This is a genomic window from Arthrobacter ruber (assembly GCF_002954225.1).
GTDB classification, from domain to species: domain Bacteria; phylum Actinomycetota; class Actinomycetes; order Actinomycetales; family Micrococcaceae; genus Arthrobacter_D; species Arthrobacter_D ruber.
On the sequence record NZ_PPTH01000015.1, the window covers coordinates 67,776 to 86,290 of the forward strand.

18 protein-coding genes are annotated in these 18,515 nt (G+C 70.9%); 7 read left to right on the forward strand and 11 right to left on the reverse strand.

Annotation, left to right across the window (positions count from 1 at the left end):
* Nucleotides 1-15: 15 nt before the first annotated feature.
* Nucleotides 16-681 carry a PAQR family membrane homeostasis protein TrhA gene (gene trhA / locus CI785_RS06965; protein WP_105031635.1) on the reverse strand — a complete coding sequence of 222 codons (666 nt, stop codon included), beginning with the start codon at nt 679-681 and terminating at the stop codon, nt 16-18.
* A 292-nt stretch (nt 682-973) separates the two neighbouring features.
* On the opposite strand from trhA, the gene CI785_RS06970 reads away from it, so the two are divergent.
* Both CI785_RS06970 and CI785_RS06975 read left to right on the forward strand, forming a co-directional pair.
* Nucleotides 974-1,741: an isoprenyl transferase gene (locus tag CI785_RS06970; RefSeq protein ID WP_205753578.1), complete on the forward strand. Its 768-nt coding sequence runs from the start codon at nt 974-976 to the stop codon at nt 1,739-1,741.
* Nucleotides 1,742-1,968: 227 nt separating this feature from the next.
* Nucleotides 1,969-3,294, forward strand: a complete 1,326-nt coding sequence (locus tag CI785_RS06975; RefSeq protein ID WP_240615054.1) for a PhoH family protein — start codon at nt 1,969-1,971, stop codon at nt 3,292-3,294.
* Between the two features lie 57 nt (nt 3,295-3,351).
* Here the strand turns inward: CI785_RS06975 and CI785_RS06980 are convergent, their stop codons facing one another.
* The gene (locus tag CI785_RS06980; RefSeq protein WP_105031367.1) at nt 3,352-4,107 is read right to left on the reverse strand and encodes a hypothetical protein; all 756 of its coding nucleotides are present in this window, start codon (nt 4,105-4,107) and stop codon (nt 3,352-3,354) included.
* 58 nt (nt 4,108-4,165) lie between these two features.
* On the opposite strand from CI785_RS06980, the gene CI785_RS06985 reads away from it, so the two are divergent.
* The gene (locus CI785_RS06985; protein WP_105031368.1) at nt 4,166-4,672 is read left to right on the forward strand and encodes a prepilin peptidase; all 507 of its coding nucleotides are present in this window, start codon (nt 4,166-4,168) and stop codon (nt 4,670-4,672) included.
* A 5-nt stretch (nt 4,673-4,677) separates the two neighbouring features.
* Nucleotides 4,678-5,148 carry an NUDIX hydrolase gene (locus tag CI785_RS06990; RefSeq protein WP_105031369.1) on the forward strand — a complete coding sequence of 157 codons (471 nt, stop codon included), beginning with the start codon at nt 4,678-4,680 and terminating at the stop codon, nt 5,146-5,148.
* A gap of 66 nt (nt 5,149-5,214) precedes the next feature.
* Here the strand turns inward: CI785_RS06990 and CI785_RS06995 are convergent, their stop codons facing one another.
* From CI785_RS06995 to CI785_RS07015, 5 genes are all read right to left on the reverse strand, one after another.
* Complete coding sequence (locus tag CI785_RS06995; RefSeq protein ID WP_105031370.1) at nt 5,215-6,912, reverse strand: MDR family MFS transporter; 1,698 nt, start codon at nt 6,910-6,912, stop codon at nt 5,215-5,217.
* On the reverse strand, nt 6,909-7,580 hold the full coding sequence (locus tag CI785_RS07000) for a TetR/AcrR family transcriptional regulator (protein WP_105031371.1): 672 nt from the start codon (nt 7,578-7,580) through the stop codon (nt 6,909-6,911). Before CI785_RS07000 ends, CI785_RS06995 begins: the two co-directional genes overlap by 4 nt.
* 109 nt (nt 7,581-7,689) lie before the next feature.
* Nucleotides 7,690-9,165: a class II fumarate hydratase gene (locus tag CI785_RS07005; protein ID WP_105031372.1), complete on the reverse strand. Its 1,476-nt coding sequence runs from the start codon at nt 9,163-9,165 to the stop codon at nt 7,690-7,692.
* A 16-nt stretch (nt 9,166-9,181) separates the two neighbouring features.
* Nucleotides 9,182-9,802: a carbonic anhydrase gene (locus CI785_RS07010; RefSeq protein WP_105031637.1), complete on the reverse strand. Its 621-nt coding sequence runs from the start codon at nt 9,800-9,802 to the stop codon at nt 9,182-9,184.
* A gap of 34 nt (nt 9,803-9,836) precedes the next feature.
* Entirely contained in the window at nt 9,837-10,496 is a 660-nt protein-coding gene (locus tag CI785_RS07015) for a DUF4245 domain-containing protein (RefSeq protein WP_240615055.1), read from the reverse strand.
* Nucleotides 10,497-10,650: 154 nt separating this feature from the next.
* Between CI785_RS07015 and glpX the strand changes: the two genes are divergently transcribed.
* Complete coding sequence (glpX, locus tag CI785_RS07020; protein ID WP_105031373.1) at nt 10,651-11,703, forward strand: class II fructose-bisphosphatase; 1,053 nt, start codon at nt 10,651-10,653, stop codon at nt 11,701-11,703.
* A gap of 77 nt (nt 11,704-11,780) precedes the next feature.
* The gene (locus CI785_RS07025; RefSeq protein ID WP_105031374.1) at nt 11,781-12,821 is read left to right on the forward strand and encodes a lipid II:glycine glycyltransferase FemX; all 1,041 of its coding nucleotides are present in this window, start codon (nt 11,781-11,783) and stop codon (nt 12,819-12,821) included.
* A gap of 45 nt (nt 12,822-12,866) precedes the next feature.
* On the opposite strand, the gene manA is transcribed toward CI785_RS07025, so the two are convergent.
* From manA to CI785_RS07045, 4 genes are all read right to left on the reverse strand, one after another.
* Nucleotides 12,867-14,219 (reverse strand): mannose-6-phosphate isomerase, class I, encoded by a 1,353-nt coding sequence (manA, locus tag CI785_RS07030; RefSeq protein ID WP_105031375.1) that lies wholly within the window; start codon nt 14,217-14,219, stop codon nt 12,867-12,869.
* A gap of 93 nt (nt 14,220-14,312) precedes the next feature.
* On the reverse strand, nt 14,313-15,887 hold the full coding sequence (locus tag CI785_RS07035) for an LCP family protein (protein WP_105031376.1): 1,575 nt from the start codon (nt 15,885-15,887) through the stop codon (nt 14,313-14,315).
* Complete coding sequence (gene purE, locus CI785_RS07040; protein ID WP_105031639.1) at nt 15,884-16,387, reverse strand: 5-(carboxyamino)imidazole ribonucleotide mutase; 504 nt, start codon at nt 16,385-16,387, stop codon at nt 15,884-15,886. The genes CI785_RS07035 and purE overlap by 4 nt, the downstream gene beginning before the upstream one ends.
* A 23-nt stretch (nt 16,388-16,410) precedes the next feature.
* Entirely contained in the window at nt 16,411-17,604 is a 1,194-nt protein-coding gene (locus CI785_RS07045; RefSeq protein WP_105031377.1) for a 5-(carboxyamino)imidazole ribonucleotide synthase, read from the reverse strand.
* A gap of 346 nt (nt 17,605-17,950) precedes the next feature.
* On the opposite strand from CI785_RS07045, the gene CI785_RS07050 reads away from it, so the two are divergent.
* Nucleotides 17,951-18,505: a GtrA family protein gene (locus tag CI785_RS07050; protein WP_105031378.1), complete on the forward strand. Its 555-nt coding sequence runs from the start codon at nt 17,951-17,953 to the stop codon at nt 18,503-18,505.
* Nucleotides 18,506-18,515 lie beyond the last annotated feature (10 nt).

Consider the following 18,515-nt stretch of genomic DNA (forward strand, 5'->3'; position numbering starts at 1 on the left):
CGGCCGGCCGGACTGCTAGGCGCGGACCGGATCCAGGACCGCGAGCATGATCGCGATGAAGTGGGCCGCGAACGCCGCCACCGTGAAGGCGTGGAAGAGTTCGTGGAACCCGAACACGCGCAGGGAGAAGTTCGGCTTCTTGATCCCGTAGAACACGGCGCCGGCGATGTACAGGATTCCGCCCACGCAGATGAGCACCGCGGCGGGCAGGTCGGCGGCGAAGAAGTCGGGCATGTAGAACACGGAGCCGAGGCCGAGCGCCACGTAGATCGGCACGTACAGCCAGCGCGGCGCATCCACCCACAGGTTCCGGAACAGGACCCCGGCGACGGCCCCGCCCCAGATCACCCACAGCAGGGTCTCCGCCTTGTCCCGCTCCAGCAGGGCCCAGGCGAGCGGCGTGTAGGACCCTGCGATGACCAGCATGATGTTCGTGTGGTCGAGGCGCTTGAGGACCACCTTCACCTTCGGGCTCCAGTTGCCCCGGTGGTAGACCGCGCTCACGCCGAAGAGCAGCATCCCCGTGAAGGCGTAGATGGCGGAGGCGACCCGCAGCCCCGGAGTGGGTGCCAGCGCCACGAGGACGATGCCCGCGGCGACGGCCAGGGGCGTGGCGACGGCGTGGATCCACCCGCGCCAGAGCGGCTTGACCGCCAGTGCGTCGGCGAGGGGGCCGGCCATCGAGGACACGGCGTCCTGGAGCGCGCTGTCGCGGCTGCCCGCGGGTTCCGAGGGGCCCGGAACGGGATCCGGGAAGCGCGGGGTCATGCCGGAATTCTAGCCCACGGCGCCGTCGCACCAGGACGGCGGCGGCACGGCCGCTGACCGTTCCGGCGACGGATGGAGGCGGGTACACGGCAACTGCCGGTACGGTTGGAATACGGTAGGACGAGGTACCGGGGCGCAGGCGTCCCGGGTCGAGATCGCCTCCGGCCCCGGCCGGAGCTTCGAACCAGGGGGAGGGCAGCCGCGCGTGACGTCGAAGTTCTCCGGAGTGGGCTACAGCTTCTACGAACGCAGGCTGCAGCGGAACCTCGCGCCCGAGCGGATCCCGCACCACATCGGCGTCATGGTCGACGGCAACCGTCGGTGGGCGAAGCTCGCGGGCGCCCCCACGAGCCACGGGCACCAGGCCGGCGCGGACAAGATCCACGAGTTCCTGGGCTGGTGCGAGGAGCTCGGCGTCGACGTCGTGACGCTGTACATGCTCTCCACGGACAACATGGGACGGCCCCAGGAGGAGATCGACCAGCTCCTCGACATCATCGCCAACACCCTCGACCGGCTGGGGGAGAGCAACCGCGTGAGGGTGCAGCCGGTCGGCGCCCTCGACCTGCTGCCCGACGACCTGGCGGAGAAGCTCGTGGGCCTGGCGGCGTCCACGGAGAAGATCGACGGTCTCCACGTCAACGTGGCGGTGGGCTACGGTGGACGCCGCGAGATCGTCGACGCCGTCAAGGAGCTGATGCGGGACGCCGCGGGCCGGGGGTTGTCCCTCGAGACCCTCGCCGAGGAACTGACGGACCAGCACATCTCCTCCTTCCTCTACACCCGCGGACAGCAGGACCCGGATCTCGTGATCCGCACCTCGGGCGAGCAGCGGCTGTCGGGCTTCCTCATGTGGCAGAGCGCCTACAGCGAGTTCTATTTCTGCGAGGCCCTGTGGCCCGATTTCCGCCGGGTCGACTTCCTCCGCGCCCTGCGCGACTTCGGCCGCAGGCAGCGCCGCTTCGGCTCCTGAGTGTTCACCGGCCCTTCATGAACGACACGGGGAAGGGGACTGCGCAGGCCCGGCCGACGGCGTAGGGTCATCCCATCGGCGGACATCCGATCCGCCGACGGAAGGCCGCTGATGACGCCGATGGTGCCCTGCATCTCGTACGAGTCGGGGAGGCCGGCCGGCCTCCTGGCCGGATTGCCCACCCCCCCTACGAATTCGGGGTGCTTCCACCCCGGAGCGGAGTTCATGTGGCTACACCCAACACCCCGCAGCAGGCCGCCGACCCGCGGCGCAGCTACGTCGTCGACACCTCGGTGCTCCTGTCCGATCCCCGCGCGATCCTGCGGTTCGCCGAACACGAAGTGATCCTGCCCGTGGTCGTCATCAGCGAACTCGAGGGCAAGCGCCATGACCCGGAACTCGGCTACTTCGCGCGGAAGGCCCTGAGGCTGCTCGATGACCTGAGGGTGGAGAACGACGGGCTGGACACCGATGTCCCGATCGGGGACGCGGGCGGGACGCTGCGGGTGGAGCTGAACCACGTCTCACCCGAGGTGCTGCCGATCGGCTTCCGCAACGGCGACAACGACTCCCGGATCCTCGCCGTGGCCAAGGGCCTCGCCGTCGAGGGGCGCGACGTCACGGTGGTCTCGAAGGACCTGCCCATGCGCGTGAAGGCCTCCGCGATGGGGCTCCGCGCCGACGAGTACCGCAACGAGTTCGTGAAGGACTCCGGCTGGACGGGGGTGGCGGAGCTCGACGCCACGATCGAGGAGGTCAACGCCCTCTACGACCACGAGGCGGTCCTCACGCCCGGCGCCGCCGAGCAGCCCGTCAACACAGGGGTCATCATGGTCTCCCCGCGCGGCTCCGCCCTGGGCCGCGTGGGCACCGACAAGCAGGTCCGCCTGGTGCGCGGGGACCGCGACGTCTTCGGCCTGCACGGCCGGTCCGCGGAGCAGCGCCTGGCCATCGACCTGCTGCTGGATCCCGAGGTGGGGATCGTGTCCCTGGGCGGGCGCGCCGGGACGGGGAAGTCCGCCCTGGCCCTGTGCGCGGGGCTCGAGGCGGTCCTGGAACGCCGCGAGCACCGCAAGGTCGTGGTCTTCCGTCCTCTCTACGCGGTGGGCGGCCAGGAGCTGGGCTACCTGCCCGGGAGCGAGAACGACAAGATGAACCCGTGGGCGCAGGCCGTGTTCGACACCCTCGGCGCGCTCGTCTCGGCCGAGGTGGTCGAGGAGGTCCTGGACCGCGGCATGCTCGAGGTGCTGCCGCTCACCCACATCCGGGGTCGCAGCCTGCACGACTCGTTCGTGATCGTCGACGAGGCGCAGTCGCTCGAGAAGAACGTGCTGCTCACCGTCATGAGCCGCATCGGCCAGAACTCGAAGATCGTCCTCACCCACGACGTCGCGCAGCGCGACAACCTCCGGGTGGGCCGGCACGACGGCATCGCGGCCGTCGTCGAGATCCTCAAGGGGCATCCGCTCTTCGGCCACGTCACGTTGACGCGGTCCGAACGCTCGCCGATCGCAGCCCTCGTGACGGAGCTGCTGGAGGAGGCGGAACTCTAGGACGTCCGGGACGTCCGGGACGTCCGGTACGCGGGCCGCGTGACAGCGGCCCGCGTCCTACCCGACGATCCAGGGCACGTGGCGGCTCACATCGCTGAGCTCCGGGGGAGCCGCCCGGAAGTAGTCGTCCGTCAGGTACTCGTCGACGCCGAGGATGTGGAGGTCGTGCCCCGCTCCACGCGCGGGTCCGTCCAGCGCCGTCGTCGACACGCAGACCGCGGTGCCGACATCGAGGAGCACCCGGGTGCGGCCCTCACCGACCAGCGGGCGGCCCGGAGCGGCGGGCTCGTAGGAGGCGTTGGGGCTGACGGTCGCCGCGAGGACGGGACGGCCCGCGAACGTCTCCTCCGCGACGTCCGCCACCTCCACGCGGTTCGCCCCCGGGTACACCATGGCCACCGGCGCGTTCCCGGCGAGCTCCACCGGGTCGAGCATCGAGGACCAGCGGGGATCGCCGAACACCGCCTCGCCGTACGCGGCCTCGGGCCGGCGGCGCACGAGTCCGGCGTCGTCGTAGACGGGCGTGACGAGCCGGGGGGCGAGGAGCCAGGACTTGCGGGTGGCGCTCACGTAGAGCGCGTCGCGGGAGGTCTCGTTGCCGGTCGTCGAGTGGAGCAGGGTGCCGTCCGCGGCTTCCACGCGCAGTGCCGCGGGCCTGCGCAGCCAGGCCGTGAGCGGGGGTGCGGTGTCGTCGCCCTGCTCCGTCGGGGTGCGCCAGGTGATCGTGAACCGCAGCGTCTCCCAGCGCCAGGGGGAGGAGCGGCAGAGCGAGCGGAACGTCTCCTCGGAACTGGAACTGTGCTGGGCCGACATTTCCACAGTGTAACCGCCGCCTCCGGGCCCGGGACGGGGCGTGGGCTAGCGTGGGGGCGTGACCGCCGTGCTCGCCGACTACCTGGTGGAGGAGCCTGCCGCCTTCGCCCTGCTCGCGCTCGCTCTCCTGGGTTTCCTGGTGGTCGGAGGGCGGCTCGTCGTGATCGACTGGCGCACGCATCGCCTGCCGGACCGGCTCGTGCTCCCCTCCTATCCGGCGGCCGCCCTCCTGCTCGGGGCGGCGGGCGGGACCGCCGGCGAGTGGTACCGGGTCCTCGGGATGCTCGCGGGCGGCCTCGCGCTGTGGGCGGGGTTCGCGGTGCTGCACCTGCTGTCCCGCCGGGGGCTGGGTTTCGGCGACGTCAAGCTCGCCGGGCTCCTCGGCCTCTACCTGGGCTTCGCGGGCGGGGCCGAGGTGTGGTGGGGTCCCTTCTTCGCCGTCGTCCTCGGTGGTGCGTGGAGCCTCGCGCTCGTCGCCACCCGGCGGGCGACGCTCACCTCGTCCGTGGCGTTCGGCCCGTTCCTCATCGGCGGGGCTGCGCTGGCACTGGCTGTACTACCCTGAAAAGCATGCCCACCCCCGAGTTCGTCGTCGAGCTGCGCCGCAAGATCGGCCATGACCCGCTGTGGCTGCCCGGTGTCGGCGGCGTGGTGTTCGACGACGACGGCCGGGTGCTGCTCGGCCGACGCGCCGACAACGGGCGCTGGGCCATCATCACCGGCATGGTCGAACCCGGCGAGCAGCCCGCCGTCGCGCTGCGGCGGGAGATCGAGGAGGAGACCGGCGTCGCCGTCGAGGTCGAGTACCTGCTGGCCACCGGCGTCGACGGTCCTATCACCTTCCCCAATGGGGACGTGTGCACCTTCCTCACCCTCGACTTCCGGTGCCGGTGGGTGAGCGGGACCGCGCGCGTGAACGACGACGAATCCCTCGACGTCCGCTGGTTCCCGCTGGACGACCTGCCGCCGCTGAACCCCCGGCACCTCGCGCTCGTGCAGGAGGCCGGGGCCTTCGACGGCGTGACGCGCTTCGTCCCCTGACGCCACCGGCCCGGCAGCCCTCCGATCGGAGGGCTGCCGGGCCGGCGGTGCTGCGGGGCAGGACGGCTAGAGGCCGGAGCGCCCCGGGGAGCCGTCGCGCGGATCGGGCCGGGCGCCGGACGGCGAGGTGTCCACCGCGACCGCCGAGGACCTGCCCGTGAGAGCTGCCGCAGCCCGCTCGCGTTCCAGGCGGAGCGCTTCCTCGCCGCCGATTGCCTCACCGCGCGCCACCATGCCCGAGGTCTCGGACAGCGGGATCTCGCGGAGCAGGAGGGCGAGGACCAGCGCGATCACCAGGAAGGGCACCAGGTACAGGAACACGGGGGCCAGCGACTCGGCGTAGTCGCTCACCACGGCATCCCGTACCTGGTCCGGCAGCGCATTCAGCGCTGCCGGATCGAGGGTGGACGTCGCCTCCCCGGCGGCCTCGGGACTCGCTCCTGCGGCCGCGAACGTCTCCCGCAGCCGCTCGGAGAGCCGGCTGGTGAAGATCGCGCCGAAGACGGCGACGCCGAGGGATGCGCCGACCTCGCGGAAGTAGTTGTTGGTGCTCGTCGCGACGCCGATCATGGTCGGTGCCACCGAGTTCTGCACCACGAGGACGATGACCTGCATGATCAGGCCGAGCCCGGCGCCGAAGAAGAACAGCATGGTGCAGATGACCCAGATGGGGGTGCTCGCGGTGAGGGTGGACATCCACAGCAGTGTGACGAGCGTCAGCGACGTGCCGGTGATCGGGTACTTCCGGTAGTGGCCCGTGCGGGAGATCGCGAGGCCCGAGTAGATCGAGGTTCCCATGAGGCCGATGATCATGGGCACGAGCAGCAGCCCGGACACGGCGGCGGAGGTGCCGGAGGCCATCTGCAGGAACGTCGGCATGAAGGCCAGGGCCGCGAACATGCCGAGGCCGAGTGTGAGGCCGATGCCGGTGCTGGTGACGAAGGTGCGGTTGCGGAACAGCTCGAGGGGGATGATGGGGTCCTCGGCGCGGCGCTCCACCATGATGAAGGCGATGACCGCGAGGACCATGGCGGCGCCGAAGCTCCACGTCAGCGGCGATGTCCAGCCCTCGGCGGCGTCACCGCCGAAGTCCGTGAAGAAGATGAGGCAGGTCGTGGCGAGGGACAGCAGGACGACGCCCGGGATGTCGATGCGCCTGGTGGCCTTCTTGGAGGGCAGGCGCAGGGTGAACCAGGCGATCGCGAAGGCGGCGATGCCGACGGGGATGTTGATGTAGAAGGCCCAGTTCCAGGTGAGGTGGTCCACGAAGTAGCCGCCGAGCAGCGGGCCGGCGACGGCACTGAGGCCGAAGATGCCGCCGAGGGGGCCCATGTACTTGCCGCGCTCGTTGGCGGGCACGATGTCCGCGATGATCGCCTGCGACAGGATCATGAGGCCGCCGCCGCCGAGGCCCTGGAGGGCCCTGAACACGACGAACACCCAGAAGTCCGTGGCGAAGGCGCAGCCGATGGACGCGATGGTGAACAGCGCGATCGCGAAGAGGAACAGGTTGCGCCGCCCGAGGACGTCGCCGAACTTGCCGTAGATGGGCATCACGATCGTGGTGGCGAGCAGATACGCCGTCGTGATCCACGTCTGGTGTTCGACGCCGCCGAGCTGGCCCACGATGGTGGGCATGGCGGTGGAGACGATCGTCTGGTCGAGGCTGGAGAGCAGCATGCCGGCGATGAGCGCCGAGAAGATGATCCAGATGCGTCTCTGCGTCAGGAGGAGCGGGCCGTCCGGCACCGTGGTTGTACTCATGAGGGGTCCTGGTTCGAGGCAGGGAGGCCGCTGGCGGCCTCGGGCGGAGAGGATGGGAAGAGGTAGCGCAGCGCGTCGATGTTGCGGCGGATGACATCGGGGTAGCTCAGCTCGTTGCCGTCGGCGAAGAACTCGTCGAGGGACCGGCGGGCGAGCCCGGCGAGCACGGACGTGGCCACGCCGGGGGTGGGGGAGTCCGCGGGCAGGCCCTCCCTCGCGATGATGAGGTCGATCAGCAGCTGGGACTTCGCCTCGGCCCGGGCGAACAGCCGGGGCATGAGCTGCGGCTCCCGGTGCAGGACGGCCGACATCGTCTCGTACTCCTCGCGGGAGATGGTGAGCCTGCTGCCGAACTCGGCGAACAGTTCGGTGAGGGCGTCGATCAGCGGCGTCGGCGGGTCGGTGCGCCCTGATGCGACGAAGTCGTCCAGGATCTCCTCGGGCAGTTCCTCGGCGGTGGAGCCGAGGACGGCGTCCTCCTTCGACGGGAAGTAGTTGAAGAACGTGCGGCGGGAGATGCCGATCTCGTCGCAGAGGTGCTCCACGGTGAACCCGTTCAGGCCGCTCTCGAGCGTGAGGCGGCGGGCTGCCGCCACCAGGGACGAGCGGGTCCGGCGGCGCTTGCGTTCCCGCAGACCGAGGTCCCCGATATTTACACTGCTGGTCATGGAGTAAATATTTGCACTATGGCTTTCAAAGTGCAAATTGCCGGACGGCAAAGAGAAGGGGCGCGCCACCGTGGCGCGCCCCTCCCGGAGTCGGTGGTCCTCCCGGCCGTCAGGCCTGTGGCGGCCGCGTCATCGAGAGCACGTCGAGCGCGGAGTCGAGTTGCTCCTCGGTGAGCTCGCCGCGCTCCACGAAGCCCAGCGCGATCACGGCCTCACGCACCGTCAGGCCCTCGGCCACGGCCTTCTTGGCGATCTTCGCCGCGTTCTCGTAGCCGATGTGCTTGTTCAGCGGCGTGACGATCGAGGGCGAGGCCTCGGCGAGGAAGCGCGCGCGCTCCACGTTCGCGGTGATGCCGTCGATCATGCGGTCCGCGGAGACGCGCGTCGAGTTGCTCAGCAGGCGGATCGACTCGAGCACGTTGCGGGCGATCACGGGGATGCCGACGTTGAGTTCGAAGGCGCCGTTGGTGCCGGACCAGGCCACCGTCGCGTCGTTGCCGACCACCTGCGCGCAGACCATGAGGACGGCCTCGGCGATGACGGGGTTCACCTTGCCCGGCATGATGGAGGAGCCCGGCTGCAGGTCGGGGAGCGCGATCTCGCCGAGGCCCGTGTTGGGGCCCGATCCGAGCCAGCGCAGGTCGTTGTGGATCTTGGTGAGCGAGACGGCGATGGTCCGCAGCATGCCCGAGACCTCGACGAGCGCGTCGCGGTTCGCCTGCGCCTCGAAGTGGTCCCGTGCCTCGGTCAGGGGGAGTCCGGTGTCCTCGGCGAGGAGTTCGATGACGCGCGCCGAGAAGCCTGCCGGCGTGTTGATGCCGGTGCCGACGGCGGTGCCTCCCAGGGGAACCTCGGCCACGCGGGGGAGCGAGGCCTCGATGCGCTCGATGCCGTACCGGACCTGGGCGGCGTAGCCGCCGAACTCCTGGCCGAGTGTGACCGGGGTGGCATCCATGAGGTGCGTGCGCCCGGACTTCACCACGGTGCTGAACTCCTCCGCCTTGCGCTCCAGCGCCTCGGCGAGGTGGGCCAGGGCCGGGACGAGGTCCTTCACGAGGGCCGACGTCGCGGCGACGTGCACGGACGTGGGGAAGACGTCGTTGGAGGACTGCGAGGCGTTGACGTGGTCGTTGGGGTGCACCGACGTAGCGCTGCCGGACGCCTCGAGCGCACGGCTCGCCAGGGTCGCGATGACCTCGTTGGCGTTCATGTTCGAGGACGTCCCCGACCCGGTCTGGTAGATGTCCACCGGGAAGTCGCCGTCGTACTTCCCCGAGGCGACGTCCTCCGCGGCCGCCTCGATGGCGCGGGCGCGCTCCTCGTCGAGCACGCCCAGTTCCGCGTTGGCGGTCGCCGCGGCCTTCTTGATGCGGGCCAGCGCCTCGATGTGCGCGCGCTCCAGGGTGGTCCCGGAGATGGGGAAGTTCTCCACGGCGCGCTGCGTCTGCGCCCGGTACAGGGCGTGGACCGGGACGCGCACCTCACCCATGGTGTCGTGTTCGATGCGGTACTCCGCGTCGTCGGTGCCGGGCGTCGCGCCCGTCGTCGAACCGGATCCGGAGCTGGCTGCAGGCGTTGGAGTCATGCGGCAATTCTCGCCTTCAGCTCTCCGAGGTGCCAAATCCTGACACGAGCTCGGCCTTGCCCTCGTCCAGTCGGTAGGAGACGCCGATGACGGCGACGTCCCCGCGGGAGACGGCGTCCGCGATGACACGCGAGGAGTCGACCAGCCGCTGCGAGGTCTGCCGCGTGTGCTCGACCACGGTTGCGTTCACGTCCGTGACACCGGCGCGGCGCGCGGTGAGGACCGACGGCGTGATCCGCTCCACGAGGTCCCGGATGAAGCCGGTGGGCATGGCGCCGGTCTCGACGGCGTTCATGGTCGCGGTGACCGCGCCGCAGCTGTCGTGCCCGAGGACCACGATCAGCGGCACGCCGAGCACGCCGACGCTGTACTCGAGGGAGCCGAGGACGGCGTCGTCGATCACCTGGCCGGCCGTGCGGACCACGAAGACGTCACCGAGCCCGAGGTCGAAGATGATCTCGGCGGCCAGGCGCGAATCCGAGCAGCCGAAGATCACGGCGAACGGGTTCTGCCGGTCCACGAGCGCGGCGCGGCGGGAGGCGTCCTGGTTGGGGTGGGAGGAGTCGGCGGCGACGAAGCGGGCGTTGCCCTCCTGCAGGCGGAGCCATGCGTCGGCCGGTGTCAGTTGCTGGGTCACGCCGACCACTGTACTGCTACGGGCCGGTCCGGGTTCAGGCGCCGTCCGACGCCAGGCGTTCGGCCTCCTCGACGGCGTTCTGCCGGATGTCCTCCACGACGGCACCACCCATGGTGTCGAACTCGGTGAGCGACGCCTCGCCGTTGAGGATCACGGTGGCGCCGTCGACGTCGGACCTCAGGACGGTGTCGCCGTCGGGGGAGTCGAGCAGCTCCCACTCGAGCCCGCCGATGGTGCGTGTGCCCGAGACCTGCGCGTCGCCGATCCGCTGGGCCACCCAGGTGGGATTGGCGTCGTCGGTCTGCGTGAGCTGGATGAAGCCGGTGTCCGCGGTCAGGAACCCGACCTCCCAGAAGTCCACGCCGTCGCTGCGGCCGGTCACCCAGCGCGCGTAGTTCGAGGACCAGTCATCGGGCAGGGCGGGTGCGGCGGGCAGGTACCCGGCGTCCCCGGCCGCCTGGCGTGCGACGGTCTCGACATCGATGTCGCGGCGGTAGGTCTCGGCGGTGTAGGTGGGATTCAGGAAGTAGACGGGGAGCACGACGGCGATCGTCGCGCCCGTCGCGATGAGCATCCCGCGCGCGGTCGCGTTGGCGCGCTTGGCCTGGTTGGGCGTGAGCGTGATCGGGGGCGCGTCGTCGTCCAGGTCCGCCTGGGTGGCCGGGGGGGTCCGCTCGTCGCCTGGTTCGCTCACTCCTCCATTTTCCCTGATGCGGGCCACGGCACCTAACCGGGAGGCGATGCACGGGCCGGAGAGTTCGCAGCATCACGGGCGGCGGGCCGCCGGACCCGCCTATGATGACTGCAGGCGGCCACCACGCCCGCGTACTGCCTGTGAACCTTCGACGATGAGGATAGACGTGTCCCAGAACGCCACCAACGCCCAGTACTCCACCCTCTCCCCGGCGCTGGCCGTCGGGGATGACGAGCCGGACCGGAACCTCGCCCTCGAACTGGTCCGCGTCACGGAGGCCGCGGCGATCGCCGGCGGCCACTGGGTGGGCTTCGGGGACAAGAACCTCGCCGACGGCGCCGCGGTGGACGCGATGCGCTCGCTCCTGCAGACCGTGCACTTCAACGGCGTCGTGGTGATCGGGGAGGGCGAGAAGGACGAGGCCCCGATGCTCTTCAACGGCGAGCACGTGGGCGATGGCAGCGGACCCGAGTGCGACGTCGCCGTGGACCCGATCGACGGCACCCGCCTGACGGCGCTGGGCATCAACAACGCCCTGGCCGTGCTCGCGGTCGCCGAGCGCGGCTCCATGTTCGACCCGTCCGCCGTGTTCTACATGGAGAAGCTCGTCACCGGGCCCGAGGCAGCCGACATGGTGGATCTGCGCCTGCCCGTGAAGCAGAACCTCCACCTGATCGCCAAGGCCAACAGCAAGAAGGTCAGCCAGCTCAACGTCATGATCCTGGACCGCGACCGCCACAAGCCCCTCGTGGAGGAGATCCGCGCCGCCGGGGCGCGCACGAAGTTCATCATGGACGGTGACGTCGCCGGTGCGATCGCCGCGGCCCGCGAGGGCACCGACGTGGACGCGCTGATGGGCATCGGCGGGACCCCCGAGGGAATCGTCGCGGCGTGCGCGATCAAGTCCCTGGGCGGGGTCATCCAGGGCCGGCTGTGGCCCACGAGCGATGACGAGAAGCAGAAAGCCCTCGATGCCGGGCACGACCTCGATCGCGTCCTGTCCACCAACGATCTCGTCACGAGCGACAACTGCTACTTCGCCGCGACCGGCATCACCGACGGTGACCTGCTGCGTGGCGTGCGCTACAGCAAGGACAAGGTCCTCACCCAGTCCATGGTCATGCGCTCCAAGTCCGGCACCATCCGCGTGGTCGACGGCGAGCACCAGGCCCACAAGTGGGAGACCTACGCCCGCGTCAAGGACTAGGGGGACCGCTCCCCGCCGAGCCCCTGGCGGCGCGCGCCCGGCTCGGCGGCGGGAGCGCGCCCCTATAGGCTGGTCGGATGAGCCTTTCCGTTTCGCCCTGCTTCGACCGTGACCGGTGGGACACCACCGTCGACCAGCTGGGCGGGCATCCCCAGCAGCTGTGGGGATGGGGGGAGACGAAGGCGGCGCACGGCTGGAGCGCCGACCGGGTGATCGTGACCGAGGACGGCGTGGTCGTCGGCGCGGCCCAGCTCGTCCTGAAGTCGCTGCCGGGGCCGCTGCGGAACCTCGCGTACATCCCCCGCGGGCCCCAAACGGCCGAGGGGCGGGAGATCGAGGTCCTCGAGGCCGTCGCCGGTTATGTCCGTGCGGCGCACCACTCGGTGGCGCTGTCCATCGAACCCGACTGGGACGCTGCGAGCAGCGCGGTCCGCGCCCTCCCGGCGGCCGGCTGGCGCGCGAGCACCAACACCATCCTCATCGGGCGCACGCTCATCCTCGACCTGCGACGCTCCGAGGAGGAGCTGCTCGCGGACATGACGAAGAAGCACCGCCAGTACATCCGCAAGTCCGGGCGGGAGGGGCTGGAGATCCGCCGCGTGGTGCGCGGCGAGATCGGCGCCTGCCTCGACGTGTACCGGCTCACCGCCGAGCGCGCCGGCTTCGGGATCCACGAGGACTCCTACTACCTCGACATCTTCGACAACCTCGGGGACGCCTCGCCGGTCTACGCGGCCTTCTCCGGCGACGACGTCATCGCCTTCCTCTGGATCTCGGCGACGGGCACCACGTCCTTCGAGCTCTACGGCGGCATGACGGAGGAGGGGGAGCGGCTGCGCGCCAACTACGCCCTCAAGTGGTTCGCCATCCAGGAGATGAAGGCACGCGGCGTGGAGCGCTACGACTTCAACGGGCTCCTCAACGACGGCGTGTCCCGCTTCAAGATGGGCTGGGCGCAGCACGAGGACCAGCTCGCGGGTACATGGGACCTGCCGCTCTCGCCGTTCTACCCGCTCTTCAGCCGTGCCCTGCCGGTGGCCAAGCGGGGCATGCAGCTCGCGCGCCGGCAGGCGGGCCGGGCGATCACCAGGGTGCGGCAGGTGCGCGGCCGCTCGTAGGGCATCCCGGCCCCTGTCCGGGTCCGGGCACGTCGTGGACGTGCCCTAGAGGGTGGGCGCGCCGCCGACCGTCACGGCGAACGCCAGCACGGGGCCGTCCGTCGCCCCGGCGTGGTCGGCTGCCGGACGGACGACGAGCGGCGCCTCCGACGCCGCGACGAAGGCGCTGCCGCCGCGCGGAACCATGAGGGTGGAGTTCGGGGTGTCGAGGAGGATCGGTCCGCTGACGGCCAGGACCACCACGGGCCCGTTCTGCACCACCGGCACGTGCGCGGGGGTGAGGCTCTCGCCCGCAGGCAGGGCACTGTCCGCCCTGCCGTCGTCGGCGGCGTCACCGGACTCGCCCCGCGGACCCGCCGCGGCGTCCTCCAGGACGATGCGCTGGAGCTGGAACTCGTCGAACGGCGGGCGGTACAGCTCCTGGTCCAGGAGCGTGTACTCGGCGGCGAGCGAGGGGGGTGCGAGCGGCTCGAAGACCACGGTGGCGAGCAGTTCGGTCGTGTCGACGTGCTTGGGTGTCAGACCGCCTCGCAGGACGTTGTCCGAGGACGCCATGACCTCGATGCCCAGCCCGCGCAGGTAGGCGTGGACGTTCCCGGCCGGCAGGTACAGGGCCTCCCCGGGCCGCAGGGCCACGCGGTTGAGCAACAGGGCCACGAGGACGCCCGGGTCTCCCGGGTACTGGCCGGAGAGTTCGGTGATGGTCGCGAGATCGTCGGTGACGGAGGGCCCGGTCGCGGAAGCGTCCACCCCGGCGCGTCCGGCGGCGGCTTCGACCTCGTGGACGATCTCCTCGGACGCCTCGAGCAGCAGTGTGAAGGACCGCCGGAGCGCCTCGTCGTCACCCGAGGCGAGATGCGCGGCGACGGTGTCGAGGAGGTCGTGGGCCGGTGAGCCCGGTTCGACGGCGGAGGCGAGGACCGAGAAGATCCCCGCCGCCTCCGGCAGGGGGCGGAACCCGCAGAGCGCCTCGAACGGGGTCAGGGCGTAGATCATCTCGGGCTTGTGGTTGCGGTCGCGGTAGTTGCGGTGCGGGGCGTCGCGGGGGACGCCGCGCTCCTCCTCGGCGTCGAACCCCGCGGCCGCCTGCTCCAGGCTCGGGTGCACCTGCAGGGACAGGGGCGTGCCGGCCGCGAGCACTTTCAGGAGGAACGGGAGCCGGTTGTCGAAGCGGTCGGCGACCGGCTCGCCGAGGAGTGCCCGCGGGTCCTCCCCGATCAGCTCGTGCAGGCCCTGCTGCCGTCCGTCGGCGCGGAGCGCCTGCGACGGCGAGTCGGGATGTGCCCCGACCCAGAGCTCCGCCTCGGGCCCGCCCGACGGCTCCCGTCCCAGCAGGTCGGCGATGGCGCTCGGCGATCCCCAGGCGTAGGGGCGGAGGGGGTTCTCGAGGAGATACATCGTCGGGTCCTTCGGCTGGTCGGGCGGGCCGTCCGGACCCCGTCCGCCGGCGGGCCGGGACGGGTCAGGAGGGCAGGTGCGGGGCGGTGCGGGTCAGGCGGGGGAGCACTGGCCGTTGTTCGCCAGCAGGTCGCCGAGCGTCGCGTCGTCGCCGATCGTCGCCAGCTCCTGCAGGTACTCCTCGGTGACGCCGTCGCCGGTGGTCTGCGCGGGCACCGTCCCGACGAGGCCCGCGCGATCCAGCGGCAGGACCCCGTCCGCGGCGGGCTCGGCCGCCGCGAACATCCCCTGCACGCGCTCGTGGATGAGGTCGAAGTCCGGGTAGGTCACGAAGTTCTCCGCGGGCGTGCCGAAGTCCGGAGGACCGATGGTCAGGCGCCGGGTCTCCTGCCCCTGCGCCTTCAGGCCCAGGTCCACGAAGCTCGCCAGCTGGTCCTGGGGGATGTCCGTCTCGACGATCTGCGTGCCGGCCGCCGCGATCGACTGGAAGCGCGTCAGGACGGTGGCGGGATCGAGCTGCGCGATCATCGCCTGCTGGACGCACTGCTGGCGGGCGATGCGGTCGTAGTCGGTGACGAACTCGCGGGACCTCGCGTACCAGAGGGCGTGGTAGCCGTCGAGGGTCTGGACCCCGGGCTTGATCCAGCCGTCCGGCGGATAGTGGCGGATGGGGAAGGAGCCGGGGATCTCGCCGGCGGTGATGGGCACCCAGCCGCCCGCATCGATCCGGATACCGCCCATGGCGTCGACGAGCTGCTCGAACCCGTCCATGTCGACGAGCAGGTAGGACTGCACCTCGATGCCGAGCACGCCGCTCGCGGCGTCCATCATGGCCTCGGCCCCGGGGTCCGCCGCCCCGGGGTACAGGTCGGGGTAGTTCTGGGCCACGTCGGTGTAGAGGCTGTTGATGATGCACGGATCACCGCAGTTGTAACCGTCGGGGTAGGGCTCCCAGAGGGGGGAGTCCTCGGAGAACTGCGCGTTCTGGAAGTTGCGGGGGATGCTGAAGGTGACGGTCGCGCCGGTCTCGGCGTCGACGCTGATCACGGAGATGCTGTCGGGACGGCGGCCGGTGCGGTCCTCGCCGGCGTCGCCGCCCATGAGCAGGAAGTTGTACCGTCCGTCCACGGGGTCGAACGCGGGGCCGGACTGGAAGATCGAGCCCACCGTCGAGCGGCCGACACCCAGCACATAGGCGCCGTAGGCGAGCGATCCGCTGGTGAGGACCATCAGGAGCGCCAGGGTGCCGGCCACGAGCGGCCGGACACCGCGATCGAGCAACGGCATCCTGATGAGGCGGAGGGTGTTGACGAAGAGCAGTGCCCAGGCCAGCGCGATCCCGAGGAGCGCGACGATCAGCGCGAGCGACCACCAGCGGTGGGTCACGACGCCGACCGCGAGCGTGCGGTTGGTCAGCGCGAGGACGAGCCCGAGGAGCAGGAGCGCCCAGCACGCGAACGTGGTCCTGAGCGCACGGCGACCGAGCCGGCGGTCGCCCGCGACCACCTGGGCGGAACCGGGCAGGACGAGCGTCATGGCGAGCAGGACGAAGGCGCGCTTGGTGCGCACCTCGGGCGACGCGGTCTGCGGGTGGCGGACGGGATCGGTCAGTCCGGCAATGGTGCTGCCGGTGCTGCCGGCATCGCTGATGCGGGTGCCGGTGATCATGCGTCCTCCGCAGTCGATGCCGCGATGGACGCGCGCAGGGCGGCGCCCTTGTTCTCCGCGGTCCGACGGAGGGCGCCGGAGAACTCGACGAGCTGCGCGCGGAGCGCCGCCGCCTGCCCGTCGGTGCCGGCGGCGAGCATGCGGACGGCGAGGAGCCCGGCGTTGCGGGCGCCGCCGATGGAGACGGTGGCCACGGGGATGCCCGCGGGCATCTGGACGATCGAGAGCAGCGAGTCCATGCCGTCGAGGTGGCGCAGGGGGACGGGGACGCCGATCACGGGCAGCGGGGTCACGGAGGCGAGCATGCCCGGGAGATGTGCCGCTCCGCCGGCGCCGGCGATGATCACACGCAGGCCGCGCTCGTGCGCCGTCGTGCCGTACTCGATCATGGCGGTCGGCATGCGGTGGGCCGACACGACGTCGGCCTCGTAGGGGATCGAGAACTCGGCCAGCGCGGCGGCTGCGGCCTCCATCACGGGCCAGTCCGAGTCCGAGCCCATCACGAGGCCTACCTGCGCGTTCGTCACTGCATTCCCTTCGGTCGAACCGTGGCGGAGTCGTTCGGGGTGGTGCCGTCGCGGAGTATCGCGGCAACCCTCGAGGCCCTCGCGCGCACGGCGGCGAGCGGTTCACCCGGGGCCGCCAGTGCGTTCACATGGCCGATCTTGCGGCCCGGACGGACGTCCTTGCCGTAGAAGTGCACCTTAGCGGACGGGCCTGAGGACAACGCCGACCGGTAGGCGGCGTAGATGTCGGTGTTGGCACCGCCGAGGACGTTCTTCATCACGGTGTGCTGCCCCACCGCGTGTGTCGCGCCGAGCGGGAGGTCGAGCACCGCGCGGAGGTGCTGCTCGAACTGGCCGGTGACGGCCCCGTCCATGGTCCAGTGACCGGAATTGTGGGGACGCATGGCGAGCTCGTTGATGAGGTAGCCGACCCCCACGCCCGGCGTCTCGAACAGCTCCACCGCCATGACACCGGTGACGCCGAGGCGCTCGGCGAGCCGCAGCGCGGCCGAGGTGACGGCGTCGGCCACCTCGTCCGGCAGGTCCGGGGCGGGGGCCAGGACCTCGTTGCACACGCTGTCCACCTGGATCGACTCGACGACCGGCCAGGTCACGGCGTCGCCGGAGGGGCGCCGCGCCACGAGCACCGAGAGCTCGCGGCTGAAGGGCACGAACTGCTCGACGAGCAGGTCCCCGCCGGTGAACCAGTCCTGCGCGCCGGCGAGGCCTGCGGCGTCGCGCAGCACGAGCACGCCCTTGCCGTCGTATCCGCCGCGCGGCGTCTTCAGGACCACGGGCCATCCCGTGGCGGCCGCGAAGGCGTCGACGTCGGCAGGGGTGCGCACCGCCCGCCACGCGGGGTTGGGCAGCCCCAGGTCCTCGACCGCGCGCCGCATCACGAGCTTGTCCTGCGCGTGGCGGAGGGCCGAGGGCGAGGGGTGGATGGACACGCCGTCGCGCTCCAGGTCCTCCAGCAGATCACCCGGTACGTGCTCGTGGTCGAAGGTCAGGACGTCCACGCCCGCGGCGAAGGCGCGCAGCGTCGCGAGGTCGCGGTAGTCACCGACGTGCGAATGAGCTACGGCTGCCACCGCGGAGACGTCGGGGCCCTCCGCCAGGACGCGCAGTTCGAGACCGAGTTCGACGGCGGGTCCGGCCATCATCCGGGCGAGCTGGCCGCCGCCGATCACGCCTATCACGGGAAAAGTCACCGTTACAGCGTACCCACGGCGACGGCGGGCCCGGCCATCGTCCGCGTGTTCCTGCGTGTTCCTGCATGTCCTTGCGTGTCCCGCCTCGCGTGTCCTGCCGGTGTATCCCGTCACCTCCGGTGGACGCCGGAGCCCTTCCCGGGAAGCTCCCAGGTGCACATCCGCGACTTCCAGACCCCGCCGCGGGCCCGACCCCGTAAAATAAGGGCGAAACACGCCACGCAAAGGTCGGCATGGGTGGCTCGCTCAGCCGGCCCCTGTCGCGGTGCGTCCTGCACGCGCCGGGACGCCATGCCCTGCGGCGGCGTTCGCACAACGACCGCGGAGGTACGCAGTGGCAGGACTCATGGACAGGCTCAGGGGCCTCGCATCCCTCTTCTGGCGCGAGGTGGCGAAGTTCGGCGCGGTGGGCGGAGTGGCCTTCGTCATCGACAACGGGCTGTACTGGTACCTGATCCACGGGCCCATGAGCGGCAGCGAGGTCAAGGCGCGCTTCGTCTCGGCCGGTATCGCCACGATCTTCGCCTGGGTGGCCAACCGCTACTGGACGTTCCGCCGGCGCCGCCAGCCCAATGCCGCCCGCGAGCTCCTCATGTTCGTCTTCATCAACGTCATCGGCATGGGTATCGCCGCCGGCTGCGTGTGGGTCGCGAAGTACGCCTTCGACGTCACCGAGCCGAGCTCCCTGTTCGTCGTCGGTATCTTCGGTACGGTGCTCGCCACCCTGGTGCGGTTCGTGGCCTACCGCTTCTGGGTGTTCAACGTCGAGCTCGACGCCGAGCCCGAGTTCAGCCACGACCAGGAGATCCTCCACCCGGGCGGTTCGGCACGCGCGTCCGAGCCGGAAGCGCCGGCAGTGCCGGTGGGCCGGCCGGCCAGGCAGTCCCCGGCCGACCAGTAGGGCATCCGCC